General features: G+C 56.1%; 10 protein-coding genes and 2 tRNA genes. 4 read left to right on the forward strand and 8 right to left on the reverse strand.

All coding sequences use genetic code 11. The features are described from left to right. Together K1Y02_19215 and K1Y02_19220 are read right to left on the reverse strand one after the other, a co-directional pair. Positions 1 to 257, reverse strand: a 257-nt coding sequence (locus K1Y02_19215; GenBank protein MBX7258501.1) for a hypothetical protein, incomplete at its 3' end; no start/stop codon positions are given. A gap of 120 nt (positions 258 to 377) precedes the next feature. Then, positions 378 to 2,633 carry a hypothetical protein gene (locus K1Y02_19220; GenBank protein MBX7258502.1) on the reverse strand — a complete coding sequence of 752 codons (2,256 nt, stop codon included), beginning with the start codon at positions 2,631 to 2,633 and terminating at the stop codon, positions 378 to 380. Positions 2,634 to 2,853: 220 nt separating this feature from the next. Here K1Y02_19220 and K1Y02_19225 point away from each other — a divergent pair, with 220 nt between their 5' ends. Next, on the forward strand, positions 2,854 to 4,206 hold the full coding sequence (locus tag K1Y02_19225; GenBank protein MBX7258503.1) for a Gfo/Idh/MocA family oxidoreductase: 1,353 nt from the start codon (positions 2,854 to 2,856) through the stop codon (positions 4,204 to 4,206). A gap of 135 nt (positions 4,207 to 4,341) precedes the next feature. Here K1Y02_19225 and K1Y02_19230 read toward each other — a convergent pair whose 3' ends face one another. From K1Y02_19230 to K1Y02_19240, 3 genes are all read right to left on the reverse strand, one after another. After that, positions 4,342 to 5,814, reverse strand: a complete 1,473-nt coding sequence (locus K1Y02_19230) for a glycoside hydrolase family 5 protein (GenBank protein ID MBX7258504.1) — start codon at positions 5,812 to 5,814, stop codon at positions 4,342 to 4,344. Between the two features lie 10 nt (positions 5,815 to 5,824). After that, positions 5,825 to 7,699: a hypothetical protein gene (locus K1Y02_19235; GenBank protein ID MBX7258505.1), complete on the reverse strand. Its 1,875-nt coding sequence runs from the start codon at positions 7,697 to 7,699 to the stop codon at positions 5,825 to 5,827. A gap of 112 nt (positions 7,700 to 7,811) precedes the next feature. Beyond that, positions 7,812 to 8,906 (reverse strand): GntR family transcriptional regulator, encoded by a 1,095-nt coding sequence (locus K1Y02_19240; protein ID MBX7258506.1) that lies wholly within the window; start codon positions 8,904 to 8,906, stop codon positions 7,812 to 7,814. Between the two features lie 209 nt (positions 8,907 to 9,115). Between K1Y02_19240 and K1Y02_19245 the strand changes: the two genes are divergently transcribed. Then, positions 9,116 to 10,075, forward strand: coding sequence for a prepilin-type N-terminal cleavage/methylation domain-containing protein (locus tag K1Y02_19245; GenBank protein ID MBX7258507.1), 960 nt, complete (start codon positions 9,116 to 9,118; stop codon positions 10,073 to 10,075). Positions 10,076 to 10,279: 204 nt separating this feature from the next. Here K1Y02_19245 and K1Y02_19250 read toward each other — a convergent pair. Continuing rightward, positions 10,280 to 10,356: transfer RNA gene (locus K1Y02_19250), tRNA-Arg, on the reverse strand. Between the two features lie 354 nt (positions 10,357 to 10,710). Between K1Y02_19250 and K1Y02_19255 the strand changes: the two genes are divergently transcribed. Together K1Y02_19255 and K1Y02_19260 are read left to right on the forward strand one after the other, a co-directional pair. Beyond that, a complete protein-coding gene (locus K1Y02_19255) occupies positions 10,711 to 11,187 on the forward strand; it encodes a cytochrome c (protein MBX7258508.1) in 477 nt (158 codons plus the stop codon). A gap of 100 nt (positions 11,188 to 11,287) precedes the next feature. Further along, positions 11,288 to 11,364 (forward strand) — tRNA-His (locus K1Y02_19260). A 51-nt stretch (positions 11,365 to 11,415) separates the two neighbouring features. On the opposite strand, the gene K1Y02_19265 is transcribed toward K1Y02_19260, so the two are convergent. Continuing rightward, positions 11,416 to 13,296 (reverse strand): sigma 54-interacting transcriptional regulator, encoded by a 1,881-nt coding sequence (locus tag K1Y02_19265; protein ID MBX7258509.1) that lies wholly within the window; start codon positions 13,294 to 13,296, stop codon positions 11,416 to 11,418. Continuing rightward, positions 13,296 to 15,710 carry a protein kinase gene (locus tag K1Y02_19270; GenBank protein MBX7258510.1) on the reverse strand — a complete coding sequence of 805 codons (2,415 nt, stop codon included), beginning with the start codon at positions 15,708 to 15,710 and terminating at the stop codon, positions 13,296 to 13,298. Before K1Y02_19270 ends, K1Y02_19265 begins: the two co-directional genes overlap by 1 nt. Between the last annotated feature and the right edge of the window lie 38 nt (positions 15,711 to 15,748).

Consider the following 15,748-nt stretch of genomic DNA (forward strand, 5'->3'; position numbering starts at 1 on the left):
CCGGTGACGAGATCTCGGATGAAGAGGTAGGCGTCCTTGCCTTTCGCTTCAAATCCGCCAGGCCGATGATTGTCCACTAGCAGAAGCCTGCCGTTGAAGACAACCGGTGTGTTCTCCATTCCTGTGGGAAACGCGAATGGCAGCCGAATCAACGTAGGGTTAGGGGGAGCGGCTGGACTTGGGTCAGCGAATGCGGCCAGGGACAAGAGAATTGTCACTGCAGACAGGCTTCTCATGATGATGCTTACTCTCAACACAGGTGCGCCCTCCCATAGATACACCGTCGTGTATGTCGCGGTTCCACGCTAGGGCGTTGCGTGGATTCAATCAAGACTAAGGTCCGGACAACGTCAGACAAGAAGGGATGGGTTCTAGCATTAATTCCCCTTCAGTTCGTGGCGCAGTTTGGGACGGGGCGGTCCGTCATAGGGCTTCGCGCCGAGGTGAAGGCCGCGCTCGGGTACCGTTGTGAGGTTCTTGTCCTTTGTTTGCGGGGCTGTGATCATGCCGTAGTAGCGGCCCATCCAATATGCGTCGAGCCAGCCACCTGGGTCGGCTACAACCGTGCCGTTGTTGCCGCCGTCGAGCTGCATGAAGTTGCCGTCCCATCGATTGGGTTCGGTCTCGCGCGGGCTGAGGGGTTTGACGCGCTCGGAGTAGGCGCGGTAACCCTTGGGCGTATACAGGTCGTCGCGGTGTGAATTCACGTACGAATGGCGGCGCAGATCGAGCGGCCACTCGCGCAGATGCGCGACAGCGCGTTCGGTTTCGCAGTCATTGCCGGTGAGCGCGCCGTAGATGAAGTTGAACCACGGCACGGCTTCGATGCGTTTCACTTCCCAGCTGCGTTCGAGGCTGCGCAACCACAATGCCTTCAGGTCTGGGTCCGTTTCATGAAGGATGAGCGGGAAATAGGAGTAGAACGCGAGGCGGTCGTCGAAGTGCGTGAAGAATCCGGGATGGAAGGTCAGCTTTTGCCGCAGGATGTCTTCAAAGTAGTTCCAGCCGATGAGTCTGTCTTTGGCGGCCGAGAACTTGGGATCGCGTGTGTAGTGAAAGGCGGTCGTGACGTAATTGAAAGCTTCCATGCCGTTGAGGCCGCGAGCGTAGTAGCCGAGCGGTGTTTGCAGATACTCGGGATCCCATCGGGCCCAGCGTGTCGGTTGACCGTCTACGTCTCGCAAACAGAATCCATTATCTACGATGTGACCAACGACCCGATGGAGATGTTCTGTCGCCCATACTTTCTCTTCATCATTCGCAACGAGCCGCAGGAACAGGTTGGTTTCATAGACCTGGGCATCCGTCTCGTCGCTGGAAGTGTCGCCTTTCCATTCCCACAGTCCGTCTGGTGTCGCATGCCATTCGGCGGGCAGGCCGCCTGAACCGTGCTGGGCTTTGGCGCAGGGTTCGTTGGCGGCGTAGATGGAGCGCGCGGGGAAGCCGTCGATTGAGGTGATTTCCTCGCTCCACTTCACCGACTTCATCATGTCCACAGCCTCGGCTCGCACCTTGGGATCGCCGGTGACGGCAAATTCAAAACACTTGGCATTGAGGTAGTGGCTGCTGTACCCGACGTCATTGTCACTGACTTCGCGCTCCCACTCGCCATTAATCAGGAACAGCGCATGAATGAAACCGAGGCGTTTCTGGCCCCACTCATTGAGCCAACGCTCGTAGTAGGCGGCCTTCTTCGCCAAGGTGTAGGGTTCGTACGTGATTATGCCTAGGCCCGAATCGGTGGCGATGTAGGCCGTGTCTTTGCTGCACGCAATCGCATTGACTTTATCGTTGGGAATCCAGCGAGGATGGCCGAAGTAGTGGTAAGCATCACCTACATTGCGGATGGCGCCTCGCATCGTACCGATCCAGAGGTCGCTGTCGAAGCCGCGCGCGAGTGTTGTCGTGTCCTCATAGCAGAGTCCGTCTTCGCCAACGGTGCGGTACCACGTCATGCCGCGCAGAACGCAGAGCCCTTCATCGGTGGCGAGAATCAGACGGCTTCCCATCGCCATCATGTCGCGAATTGTGCAGCCGCGCTCCAGCGTACCCCAGTCCGTGATGTTGTCAAACTCGATACGGCCGCGCGCGTACAGTCCGATGCGTTTCCCGTCGTGCACGTAGACCGTACCGCCGTAAGACGCAACACCAAGCAGTTTCGAATGTCCCCCTTCCGTGAGCGGAGAAATGGTGGACCCTTCGAGTGTGGAGAGATTGTCGTTCGTCGCAAGAACAATCTTGCCGTTGTGTTCGCAGAGGTCGGCGGGCACTTGCTCCGTCACGCGTATGAATGCGGTTCCGTCGAACTTCCAAAGCCCATCATCCGCTGTAGCCCACAAGGCGCCCGCAAGCACCTTCAGCTTGCTCACTGCTCCAGCGGGACCGGCAATGCGTTCCAGCGATTCGCCTTTCACGACGGCTACACCATGAGTATCGCCAACATAGGCGGTGTTATTGAAAACAGCCACCGCACGCAGCGCATCATCTGACTTAACGAGGCTGCCGACTTCCTGAAGGTAGACCTCGTCCTCGACGGGCTTCCACATCGGATTCTGAGGTATGGGTAAATCGGCGAATGCAGGCACGATGGCCGTGAGCAACACGCAATATACGACGGAGAGAACTTGTTTCATCACCCTAGCCTCCTTGAACGCGATAGATTACGCGTGACCACTTTAGCACGAAAGTTGGACGAAGCCCATGACGACGCGAGGGGCCGCAGTTGCGTGAACAGCGCCCCTGCTTTAGGTACACTCGTGTAAGAGACATACACACCGTGGAGACAGTCAACGCGCTGCGCTTTCCCGCGACTTGTGAGTCATGGCGGAAAGACACCGGCAGAGGGGAGGAGACATGAGCTTCATGATGAATCGCCGAGCGTTTCTTAAGGCGGCATCCGCATCGGCGGCCCTGGCGGCGTTGGGAACGGGTGCTGTCGACGCAGTAAGCCAATCCGTGAAGCGGGTTGGTGTGATTGGCACGGGTTGGTACGGCAAAAGCGACGTGTTCCGCTTGATGCAGGTAGCGCCGGTGGAAGTGGTGTCGATCTGCGACGTGGATGCGAACATGCTCGCGGAAGCGGCGACATTGATCGGCCAGCGCCAGAAATCTGGAAAGACGCCGCGCACGTATCGCGACTATCGCGAGATGCTGAAAGAGAAAGACCTCGACATTGTGATTGTCGGGACACCGGATCACTGGCATGCATTGACGGCCATTGCCGCGATGGAGGCCGGCGCGCATGTGTACGTGCAGAAACCCACGGCGGTTGACGTGCGCGAGAGCGAGGCCATGTTGGACGCCGCGCGGCGGCTCAATCGCGTGGTGCAAGTCGGCACGCAGCGTCGAAGCACACCCCATCTTATCAATGCCAAGAAAAATGTCGTGGAAGCCGGACTGCTCGGGAAGGTGTCGCACGTGGAGATGTGCTGCTATTACCACATGCGCGCCAACGAGAATCCGGCGCCGATTCCCGTGCCGGATTTCCTTGACTACGAAATGTGGACCGGTCCCGCTCCGATGCGGCCCTACGACCATCTGCCGCATCGTGGCTGGTGGCGCGCGTTCATGGAGTACAGCAACGGTATCGTTGGCGACATGTGCGTACACATGTTCGACGCGGTTCGATGGATGCTCGACCTGGGCTGGCCCAAGCACGTTTCCTCCTACGGCGGTATCTTTGTGCAGAAGGACTCGAAGGCGACCACGAGCGACACGCAAACGGCGACGTTTGCATACGACGACCTGATGGCCGTGTGGCAACATCGCACGTGGGGAACCACGCCCGACGCGCAGTACCCGTGGGCATTCACTCTCTATGGCGACAAGGGCACGCTGAAGGGAAGCATCAACAGCTACGATTTCATTCCGCAAGGCGACGGCAAGCCGATTCACGAGGATTGTCTACTGGAGGAAGAACAGTATCCCGAGGATACAAAGGAAAAGGATATCGAGATTAAGGCGGCCCCGGCGTCGCGCCGCCACATGCTCGACTTTCTCGCGGCCATTGAAACCGGCGGCCGGCCCGTGGCGGATATCGAGCAGGGGCATATTTCGTCGGCAAGCTGCATTCTCGCGAACATTGCCATGAAGACCGGCAGAACCTTGGCATACGATCCCGTGAAACGCGAAGTGACCGGCGACACGGAGGCCACGGCGCTCCTCCGCAGGGAGTATCGTGGGCCATGGCAGCATCCTGCCGGGTAACCGTCACACGTGAAAGAGGCCTTCGTCGGATGGACTCGGCCGGGTTTCCTCTAATCTGGCAGCAGGTCAACGTTTGTTGCTAGAGCCCTCAGCACAGAAGGCGCCACCGAAGCACGTTAGGCGGTGCAGACCAGGTTACGGTTTGACCGTTGTGTTCTTGGTGCATTCGCGGATTACCGCTGCGTAGGGCTCGATGAGACGGAAGTTCTCCGTTTTCGTCCGGGCGATGACGGAGAGGATTTCCTCCTTGGAATCGCGGTGCATGTTTGGAGTGCGCGGCCACGGATCGAGAAATTGGTACAGACCCCAGATCGAGCCGATCCCGTCGTCATTTACGTACTTCCACGTCCACGGCGACCAGGCCCAGCCTTTTGCATTGAAGGCGTCAAGAAAGAGGCGCATACCCTCGATGTCATTTGCGCTGTCACCCATGGTGCTGAATTCACCGAGATAGATCGGCACTTGGCAGCGCTTCTGTTCGCGTGAACCGACGCGCAGTACTTCCTTGAGAAACCTGGCGTGACCGGAGTCTTTATTGCCCGTCGTAAATTCAGGGTCAGCACCTGAATAGAAGTGAAACGAATATACAACGTTCGTCCAGCCTACTGTCTTCGGAACCGGGAAGAACCCTTTTTCTCTCCACGGCAGGTCTTCCAGCTTATACCCGTCTTCCATCACAATGATCGTGTCCGGATCGACCTCGCGGATCGACTTGTAGAGCAGGTCGTGCGCGTGCGTCCAGTCATCAAGACCTTTTGCGCTGTACGGCTCATTGAGCAGATCGTATCCCCATACCGCAGGCTCGTCCTTATAGCGCTCCGCAATGACACGCCACAGGGCCGCTGCCCGCTTCTGGAATTCCTCGTTCTGGAAGAACTCTCCGCGGCTGATTTCGCCGGTGTGAAGCCACGGACTCTGACCGCCGGGCGCGCCGTGAAGGTCGAGCAGGATGTACATGCGTTGCGCCGAGGCCCACTTCACCGCCTTGTCAAGATAGGAAAACCCATAGTCGTTGTAGGTGTATGGCTGCGACTCGTTTTCGAACCAGCGATACCAAAACGGAATACGAACAAAGTTGAAGCCGACGGCCTTGGCAAGCTGAAAGTCGGTTTCGGTGATCCACGTGTCGTGAAACGCATTCCAGATTTCAGCCGCGCCGTTGTCGCCAAAGCGTTTCTTGAGCAGAGCATCGATGTCCGTTGCCGCGTGAAGCGGCGGCTCTTTCGCAACAAGTTGCGCGAAGGATTCGTATTTCTGAGCGTCGGCAGTTTCCTTTACAGCCGACAGAACTCCCTCGATGTATTTGCTGGCTTTGGTCGTGTCGTCGTTGAAGTCTCCCATCTTCTTAATCGCGGACTCGTATGCCTCTAAAACGCCCGTTTCCTTGGCCAACTCGGGCAGACGATCGTGCATCTCCAATTCCAGACTTGGAATCCACGTCTCCATCATCAACCAGCCGCCGAAGTTGATCCCGCGCATGGGAACGACTTCACCCTTCGAGTTGACGATATCCGTGCCGCGTGTGGACAGCGTCTCCAAGGGTTGAGTTGTTGCCGCGCTTGCTGTGAAGAGAAGCGCAATCGCGGCGGCATTTGCCGAGCGCCACATGATACCGCTCCTAATTCGAAGTTGGGATAGCATCGTTTTCGGTCTCCCTAAGCGTGCGATACTTTTTCTGGAGTGTCGAACCAAGACTCGGGTCGTTAGCCAAGACAATGATCGCGCCGTCGACAAGTTTCTTTAGCTTGAGTTCTGTCTTTTCTTCTCGCTTTGCGCACGGAACCGATGCGACCCCGCTTCCAGAAACCAGTAAGGCCGACTTGGGCTCGATCCAGTCCGGCAGTTGCAAAGCAATCTTGACGGAAGACTTGGGATGAAACGGATAGGCCTTGGGGTCGATTTCATAATCGAGGTTTGTGACGCACAGGATCACTTTGTCCCACGAAACAAGAGCTGCCACATCCACCTTGTCCGGTGCGTCGATTGGACCCTGCAGAGGCTCAGCAGCTAGGAAGTCATCCCGCAATAGGTTCATCACGCGGTTCCAGCCTCGCATTGACTCACGTGTCTCCGGATACTTAACACTCATCTTAATGTTGTACGTGAACCACAGGATTCCCTTCGCCCCGCGTCCGAGGTTCAAGACCAATTGCGCGGACAATTCCTCCGGCGTAGGCACCGGCCGTGCCGGCCGCTCACTCCAGCCGTCGTGATTACCTTGCGACCAGACCCAAATGGGTCGGGGTTCCGCTGCATACTTGAGATCGCTGGTGTAGTACGCGGTTTCCTCAAGGCGTGTTCCATACGTGTATGGCCATTTGCTGCTTGAAGGTGCGGTGACACAGTAGTGGTCGTGCCCCGCAATGTCGGCGATAGCCGCATACTCGAAGAATTTCACGTTGCGGCACAGATTCACGAACGTGGGTTTAGTCTGGTCGTATGCTTTGACGGTGGTGTCACAAAAGAGCACCACCTGCGGATCGACAGACCAATCGGGTTCATCACGCAGCATCCAGCAGGCAACATTGGGATGACCCGAGAGGTCACGGATCATATCCACATTGACTGGTTCGCCCGTGTGTACCATTGCATTGAGGCCAAATCGCGCGGCCGCCCCGCCAAAGAACGCGTCGTTCTTGCTTCCTCCTTTGACTCCGGTATCCACATGGTCTCCGCTGACAAAGGACTGTTCATGTTCGTCTATGCCCCAGGTGCCGATTGGAAAGAAGTCGGGAAATGCGCGGCGATGGGCATAGATCGTCCGTGCGATCTCGCCGGCTTTGAAATTTATCTTCGTCATGAGCTGGAAGCCCGGACGGATTGGTTCGGATAGAGTCAAACGGGCGATGGCTTGTCCTTCACGCCCCAGTTTCTGTCCTCGCCATTCCGTATTGGTCACGTTCAATCCCGGCAGTTCTACTTGGGTCAACTCGATCGGAGGTCCGCCCGATTTGCGCACGTGCACGTCGATGGTCTTCATATCCGGGTAGACATGGATGAACGATACATTTACATCGTCCTCTCTAAGGTTTCCCTCGAACTTCACACAAGGTTCCCATGAGTCGTCGACCATCTCAAACATGAAGGGCAACTCGGATTGGAAGTCACGAGAAATGGCGGCAACCTCCAAGACGGTTGTCTCGCCAGGATCCAGGTTGTTATCCAACAGGCGGTGCCACGCAATGAAGTGATTGAGCAGCCAATAGGATTCGTCGCGGTTGTTGTAGCGCCAGAAGCGAAGGCTGACGGGCTTGGGTGAAGTATTGGTCACATAGAAATAGAGAAGTCCGCCTAGGTTGGGATGCTCGCTTTCGAACTCCGTTATATGCTCGGTGTCCCAACGTGCCGGGCGGTAGTGCACGTACTCGACCTTCAACTTCTGCGAGGCATTTGCATTTGTGTCGGCGCCTACCTGCGCAGACTGCCCGAGGACGGGTAGTGTAAGAAGGAAGACGCAAGCGACCACGCACAGAACGCGAGCACGCAACTTCATGGGTTCTTCTCCTTTATCCGGCCGCTTTGTGGAGTCTCAGCCTGAGCATTGCGTAATGTCTCTAAAAGCAATCCAAAGAACCAATTCCAAGTCCGTGTGCTCGCACAACGGCCTATGGAGTGGCCACTTCCCACTCGAAGAGGGCGTCCACGTGCGTGAACAGAGGCCATTCGCGTCCGCTATTGCGGGCATCGATAAGTTCGATACACGTTGCGAGCGCGGATCGGGTATCGAACCCCAATCGCGCCAGGGGCAGCACCCCATACGATTTGTTCGGGAAATTGCAGTGAGCGACGATTTCGACATCGGCCGGCACAGAAACACCCGCGCCTAGAAGCCCCCGGCAGACCTGGTCGACAATATTGTCATCGCTGATGATAAGGGCGTCGGGACGTTCTGCCTGATTCTTGCTGAAGAGGAGTCGGGCGATGTTTTCCCCCCAATTCCCATTGTAAGGGTCGATACCGTGCACCCATGCGAAGTCGGTCTTCATGCCCAGCGCCTCCGCCTGACTGTAGAAATACTCTTGCCGTTCCGGCTCAAGCATGCTTACAGCCGTCATGGCCACACGTTTTCGACCCTTATTGGAAAGGTACTCGAGCGCACGGCGCAAGAAGCCCGTAACACCGCCGAGGTCAACGCAAGCCAGTTTGGGAACCTGCGGGACTCTGGGAGTCGAGGCCAAGACGATAGTAGGGACCGCGGAAGCAATTCGGTCCAAGGTGTCTCGAGACAATTGCGGATGACCTATCAGCACGACTCCTGCCAGCCGGGAGGCGCGAACGTCCGCCAGAAGATCACGCAGTCCGGCTGACTTGACGTGATCATTTGCCTCCAGGTACGTGCGGACGTCCAACACTCCGAGCCTTCGCACGTGGGCGGTCGTTTCAAGCAAGACTGAAAACCATGTGCTCCAGGACTTACCCTCCTGGGAGTCCGGGAAGACGAGCGCATAGCGGTGAAGATGGGGTGGTTTGCCGGAAACGAAGGTACCCGCAGTGCCTTTGACTTCGATAAATCCGTCGCGCATGAGCCGATCAAACGCGCGCTGGACGGTGACGCTGCTTACACCAAACTGCTCTTCATAGACCAGTCTCGCCGGCAGTCTCTCACCAGGAGCGAGGTCGCCGTCAACAATGGAAGAATGTACGTAAGCATAGACTTCGTCTTGTTTTACGGGTGGTCTGGTTCTGCTGCTCTGAGCCACGCGAAACCTCCTTACCGCACACGCGCTAACGTCGCGTTTACACTATCATAAAGCTATTGCATTTTACAATATCATGCTATATATTGTGAAGTAACATGCAAATTGAATAAAGTTAATGGAAAGGAGGTCTCGCGCACTGCTGTAGTTCCCCTCTCGAATGATGGTTAGGGCACCCCAATGTCTGGAACACTAGTTGGAGAAAACGGGACATGAAGAAAAAGTCTGGATTCACACTCATTGAATTGCTAGTTGTCATCGCCATTATAGGTATTTTGGCAGCCATACTCCTACCGGCCTTGGCACGCGCCCGTGAGGCCGCCCGCCGGGCATCCTGTCAGAACAATTTGAAGCAGTGGGGTCTCGTGTTCAAGATGTATGCAAACGAGGCCAAAGGAGAGAAGTTCCCTGACGTCGACTTCTGGGGCGCGCAGATTATTCCAGGCGAGAGCCTGTGGCCGGTCGGCTGCGGACCTCGCGGCGCCGCCATCTATCCCGAGTATATTAGCGATTGGCGGATTTGCTTCTGCCCTTCCTCGCCCAGTCGGACCGGTTGGGAAGACTGGATTATTCCTGTCCCCGAAGAACCCGAAGCGACGCAGTGCAGTCCGGATGATTTCGAAATCGTGAATTCCGTGTTCATCGACGGTGATTACAATGGCAGCGGCGGGGTATGTGACAGTGGGAGCATGGCATTCTTCACGTTTGCCATTAGCTACCATTATCAGCCAAAGGTCGTCAAGAGTGAATGGGTGACGTCACTGGCCGACGTCGAATACCTTAGCGACGTATGGGACGACGAGTATCCCGTAACGGAAATGGAGAACTGGTACGCGAATGACGTGGAACTCGAATTTCCGGACTCAGGCACTCAGACGGCATACCACATGCGTGAGGGAATTGAGCGTTTCATGATTTCCGACATCAACAATCCGGCGGCGAGCGCTCAGGCTCAGAGTGAAGTGGCGCTCATGTGGGACCATTGCGCAGCGAAGTCGAGCGGCGCCATTCATGGAGCGGCGACCTTCAACCATATACCGGGCGGTTCGAACGTGCTGTTCTTGGATGGACACGCTGAATTCTCCAAGTATCCGGCGGCCCCCGATAGCAAGTTCTGGATGCTGACCAGTCTGTTCGTTACCAACGGCGGATTCTCCCTGCAGAATCCATAGTACGCACGAGATTTCAAAACCATCTGTTACCCCCTTACTGCCCCGGTAGGGGGGTAACCCCTTTTTATCCCCCAATACGGTGAGACCCTCAATGCCTGATTGCATGAATCCTGTGTCGTGACATATTTCCAGACACACGCGCGACAGATGAAATCGCGGTGAGCAACCGGCAAGAAAGAATCTGATCTGGTGGGGGAGAAGAGATGGCGTACCCGGAGGGACTCGAACCCCCAACCTCTTGGTCCGTAGCCAAGCACTCTATCCAATTGAGCTACGGGTACGCAGACAGGTCATCGGACGAATAGTCTAGCAAATGGGCACGGTGAGGTGCAAATTTCGAATGAGGAAGGGAGGAATCGCGCGGAGTTGGGCCCTGGTAACAGGCGTGATGGCCTTCTGGAATCGCGGACTCAGAGAACTTGATTTCGCGAAGGAATCCGTGGTGGCCTGAGGTCTAAACGCCGAGCACTGGGCCGTGTGAATCCAGCATTGAAACGGCGACGGAGTCTCGTCTTGTGTTTCGTCTGGTTGACTGCCGCGGGGCGCGTTTTGGATACTCGTAAGCGCTGTTGGTCTTAGAGGAGTAATGTGAAAGTGATGGCCGGGGTATCGGCCGTGCAAGGAGTAAGTTTGTTATGCGCAAGAGTATTCGCGTTCTGGGAATGGTAGTGTTGGCGGCGGTGATGAGTGTCGCCGGGGGGTATGCGGTTTCGGGCGTTCACGCACAAGATGCCGCTGTGCCGCAACCGGCCCTGGAACCCGCCATGAAGACTGGTCAGATGATGGAGGCGTTTTTCGAAGGCGTCCACGAGAGTCTTAGCGCGGAGATGAAAGCGGAACCTCAGACTCCCAAAGGCTGGAAGACGATCAAGTCCAGCGCAAGTGCCTTCGCCGAGCTTTCAAACCTTGTCATGATTCACAAAGAATACGATGACATGAAGACGTGGTACGAAATGGCGACGGTTATGAAGACCACGGCGTTGGACCTTGCTAAAGCGGCTGATGAGAAGAACTTTGCGCAGGCAACGGAGAAATACAAGGCGTTGGTCGAATCCTGCAACGCGTGCCACAAGAAGTTCGAACCCGAGACTGGTCCAGTCATCGAATTGTAGGTGCACTCCTCGTCGAGTGTGCATGATTTTTGACTCAGTTGGCGAGCATTGAATATACTATTTGTCCGGATTTGCCGCGATGCGGTGGATTTTGGCCGTTGCCGGGATAGCTCAGCTGGTTAGAGCACTGGATTGTGGATCCAGGGGTCGTGGGTTCAAACCCCTCTCCCGGTACCATTATCATTTTGCAGGGTCGGTTCCTTCGTTGGCGAGGGTATCGGCCCTGTTTTATTGTTTGCGAAGTGAGCGGGGTTTTATCCCATATTTAGCGAGCTTGTAATACAAGGTGCTGCGTGAAATCCCCATGAATCTAGCGGCTTCAACCACGTTATTGTCGTTGCGCCGCAATACGCTGAGGATGTACTGATGCTCAAGCTCGTCAAACGAATCGGCGCGCACCTCGTTTGTAAGGGAATTGCCTGCTTCAATCCGTATATCGCGACTGGAAATGTGGTCGGCTTTTGTCGTGAAGCAGGAGCGTTCCACAACATTACGAAGTTCGCGAACGTTTCCCGGCCAATCATAGGATTCGAGGGTAGCGTAGGCTTCTTGTGTGAAACCTTTGGGGTGTGTGGGGACGTGAGCCGAAGCTAGCCGCAGGAAATGGTCGGCAAGACTCCGAATATCTTCTTTATGCTCTCGCAGGGGCCTTATTTGGACCACGATTGCCGCGAGACGGTGATAGAGATCCGCGCGAAAGAAGGTCTGGTCTCTGTCCGGAAGACGACGGTTGGTCGCGCTAAGGATTCGAACATCAACCTGGATGTCCTTTTCCGACCCAACGGGCCGAAACACACCAGTATCTACTGCGCGCAGTAGGCGTGCTTGATTCGTCGCACTCAAGTCGCCAACTTCATCCAGAAAGAGAGTGCCGCCATGGGCCAGTTCAAACAGACCTTTTCGGGTACGTGAAGCCCCAGTGAATGCACCACGAACGTGGCCGAACACTTCACTTTCAAACAGTTCTTCGGGGATGGCAGCGCAGTTCACCGCGACGTAAGGACCCTGACAGCGCGGACTCAGGTCGTGCAGCATGCGAGCTGCGAGTTCCTTGCCAACACCGGTCTCACCCTGTAGGAGAACGTTTACTCGCGCCACGGCCGCTTGTCTGAGTTCAGCACGAAGTGCCAGTGTCGCAGGACTGTCTCCGAGAATGCCGGACGTAAAGAGATCGGACGTTTCGGAGTCTGACCGAGTGTCGCGCCGTAATTGTTCCATGCGTTCTGCGGCTCGGATAAGCGGGGCGCAGCATTCTGCAACGGCGACAAGATACTGCAAGTCTGTGAGTGTGAATGCAGCATGGTCATTAGGGCGGTGGACAGCAATTGCGCCGAATGAATCTCGCCCATGAATGAGAGGGGCGGCAAGTAGGTATTCCTCGCCTTGGGCACCCAGACCAGGTTGCATTACTCCCCGCCCGTCATGGCAGGCATCGAGCATGATTCCAAACGGCGCTTTCCTGGTTTCGTCGGGTGGGGCGGGTGGATTGAGAACGAAGTCATCGTGCGTGTCGAGCTTCCAGCCAATCCAGACATGAGGGGTCTTGAAACGAGCGCGCAAGTGGGTCGTCAGGTTTGATGTTAGCGCTTCGGGCGACTCCAGGCGCCCCAGAGTCCTGATTAGTCTAAGTAAGCCGTGTAGATCGGCCGATAGTGTTGGGTCACGTGAGTAGTCACTTGGGACGAATTCGTTCCGAAGGTGAGCCGTGTCTGCAAATGTCTGTGTTGTCCGGAGGATACCAACTCTATCCCTGGGCGCTGACTGCGACATCGGGACACAATCCACGATGAAACGAAAGCCGGCGAATGAGAGAGTGTCGCCAATAGTAAGCTCGGCCTCTTCTCTGATGGCCTCGTTAATGTATGTTGGGTTTCTCTGACCAACACTCCGGAAACGTAGGTTGCCATCAGAGACTATCAGCTCGCATTGAACGCGCGATACAAAAGAGTCCTCTAAGCGGATCGCACACCCAATGCCACGACCGATTGCGGTGACCTCCTCCGTAAGCACCCATGTCTTGCCTGCGGCGGGACCAGTCACCATACGGATGCAATAGGATGCGTCATCGGCCTGCGGTTGCGGCAATTTGTTTGTGCTGGTATCGTCCATTACTGCAATCTCGGGCCTGACTTGACGGGGATAAACGAGACGTCGGCGATCCAGGGAGTGGCTTCAGAGAATCTCAGACTGTAAAGTCCGCTTTGACCACCGGAGTCTTTGGCAAGAAAGTAGCCGGGTCCCTTCTCGCTCCACTGTAGTCTGTGAGGTTCCGACCCTTGTGGCCCTGTCAGAACATCAGCGACCAGCTTTGCTTTCCAAGTGCCTTCGGAGTACGTGCAACACCACAATTCCTCTCCATGGACACTGTCATTTGCTGTGAAGAACACATTTTGCCCACGGGCGGTTATGTTGTATGGATTGCCGTGACCAGGGCCGGGAAAAATGTCAGCCACGCGTGCCGTGCCGTCTGGTGTCCCGTTCGTTACCCAAAGCTCCAGACCGCATGCACTGTCCTTTGCCCTGAAGAATGCCCACTCACCAACCGCCAGGAATCCATAAGGGTCGCTATCGTCGGGACCTGGGTTGATGTCTCGTACCAAGCGAGTTCCGTCCAGTGTCCCATCGGAAATCCAAAGTTCCAAACCTGTATCCGGTGTGCGCGCCTGGAACAAAACGTGGTCTTTCCATCGGGAGAATTGCGAAGGATTTGATGGAGCGGGACCAGGGCATATATCGACGAGCAGCTTCGGTGCCTGGTTCTCCTCATCAAACATCCATAATTCGTATCCATGCTCCGGGTCTGTGCTGGCGAATAGAAGTCTTGGTCCGGCATTTGCCATGTATACGGTTTCGCTTCCCACTGTGCCCAATTCGCGCAGCGTGCGCGCGGTGAAGTTGTACTTATACAAAGTAAAACCTCGAACGGCGTCCGCAATCGCAACAATGTACGCGCAATCGTCATCAACAAAGAATCGAGGTGACATGGGCTCAGAGGACTCGACTCCCTTATTCGCGTCAGCGACCATGGCAGTCTGTCCTTCGATTGTATTGGAGCACCAGAGTTCGCGTCCCGCCTCCAGCGTCGTGGCATAAAAATAGACCAGGGTGCCATGTGCACCAACTGGCAAGGGATTACTTCCCATGGGACCGGTAATAATGTCCTTGACAATGCGTGCAGAGTAATTGCCACCACCGGAGTCGCAGCCATACCAGAGCTCTTCACCTGTCGCGGCCGTGGTTGCAGCGAACACAAATCCGCCTTGAGGTCTTTCCAGGAACCGCCGTGGATTGCTGGAGGCTGGTCCGGGTTCTATATCCGCCACCATTGCCGGTGCGCCAATTCTCTCGTTGAGACACCAGAGTTCTCGTCCATGAACTCCGTCGTCAAAGGAGAAATAGGGTACGCCTTGCAACAAAATCATGTCTGAGATGCCAGTGTCCTTTGGAGGCGAAACTCCCGGCACTTCTGAAGTTGCTGCGCCTGAACTGCCTGTGTCAGTTTGAACTGCAGAGTAATAGAACAGGATCAATCCCGAAATCAGCAAGACGAGCACCAGAGACGAGAGTGCTGCGCGAAACCACGGTCGACGATGCCCAGAAGTCGTCGCGGTCTGTGGGAGTAAGGGTAGGCGATCAATCTCAGGGGGCGGTAAGGCTACAGTCGACTCTGGACTCTGCTGCAATTCCGGCACCTTCAAGAGAAGTTGCAGAGCAGCTCGCGCGCTGGCAGGGCGGTCACCGGGGGCGCGCGCCATCATAGAGGTTATCAATTCCACAAACGCGTCAGAAACATCGGGACGGGCCGACTTGAGTGGCATCGGGGAATCGAAAAGCACTGCGCGCATCAGGGAAGCAGGTGTGGGTCCTCTAAAGGGCGGAGTGCCTGAAAGTGTTTCATACGTCAGAACGCCAGCCGAGTACAGGTCCCATTGCGGTGTGACGCCTTCGCTTTCCCAAGCCTCCGGAGGGCAATACTGAGGGGTGCCCCATATAGGTCCCGACAACGGGCCGGATGGCGCTTCAGTCGAACCGCCGTCATGAAGCGCGCGAGCTATTCCAAAGTCGCTGAGCATCACCTGGCCGTTGCGCATGATAAGCAGGTTGGCTGGCTTCAAGTCACAGTGGATTACCCCGTGTTCATGGCAAGCTTGCAAGGCTTCCAGCACCTGCTTGAGGACTTCGGCGGCATGTTGCGGCGACAGAGGCCCAGAGCGCAGAAGCGATGTAAGAGTTGCGCCGTCCACATACTGCATCTCAATGACGGTACGACCTTCGATTGAGTCGATGCGATAGACCCGCACCACATTGGGATGCTCGATTCTCGCTGCTCTTTTTGCCTCTTGGTCAAACCGCTCGGCTATCGGGGGTTGTGCCAGCAGGTGGGGGTGTATCATTTTGAGGGCAACGCGCCGTTCGAGGCGAGTATCCCAAGCCTCGTGGACGATTCCCATGCCCCCGCTTCCGAGTACGCGGATAAGACGGTACGAGCCTGTGTAACTTTGAGTGTCTTGATTACTATCCATACCGCCAAACCTTCAGGTCCGCTCACGAGACACGAATT

This window comes from Candidatus Hydrogenedentota bacterium (genome assembly GCA_019695095.1).
Lineage (GTDB): Bacteria > Hydrogenedentota > Hydrogenedentia > Hydrogenedentales > SLHB01 > JAIBAQ01.

Bases quoted from the DNA above. Each gene is read 5' to 3' on its own strand.
- K1Y02_19245 (MBX7258507.1), top strand. From the start codon at position 9,116: ATGAAGAAAAAGTCTGGATTCACACTCATTGAATTGCTAGTTGTCATC.
- K1Y02_19225 (MBX7258503.1), top strand. From the start codon at position 2,854: ATGAGCTTCATGATGAATCGCCGAGCGTTTCTTAAGGCGGCATCCGCA.
- K1Y02_19265 (MBX7258509.1), bottom strand. From the start codon at position 13,296: ATGGACGATACCAGCACAAACAAATTGCCGCAACCGCAGGCCGATGAC.
- K1Y02_19220 (MBX7258502.1), bottom strand. From the start codon at position 2,633: ATGAAACAAGTTCTCTCCGTCGTATATTGCGTGTTGCTCACGGCCATC.
- K1Y02_19230 (MBX7258504.1), bottom strand. From the start codon at position 5,814: ATGTGGCGCTCGGCAAATGCCGCCGCGATTGCGCTTCTCTTCACAGCA.
- K1Y02_19235 (MBX7258505.1), bottom strand. From the start codon at position 7,699: ATGAAGTTGCGTGCTCGCGTTCTGTGCGTGGTCGCTTGCGTCTTCCTT.
- K1Y02_19270 (MBX7258510.1), bottom strand. From the start codon at position 15,710: ATGGATAGTAATCAAGACACTCAAAGTTACACAGGCTCGTACCGTCTT.
- K1Y02_19255 (MBX7258508.1), top strand. From the start codon at position 10,711: ATGCGCAAGAGTATTCGCGTTCTGGGAATGGTAGTGTTGGCGGCGGTG.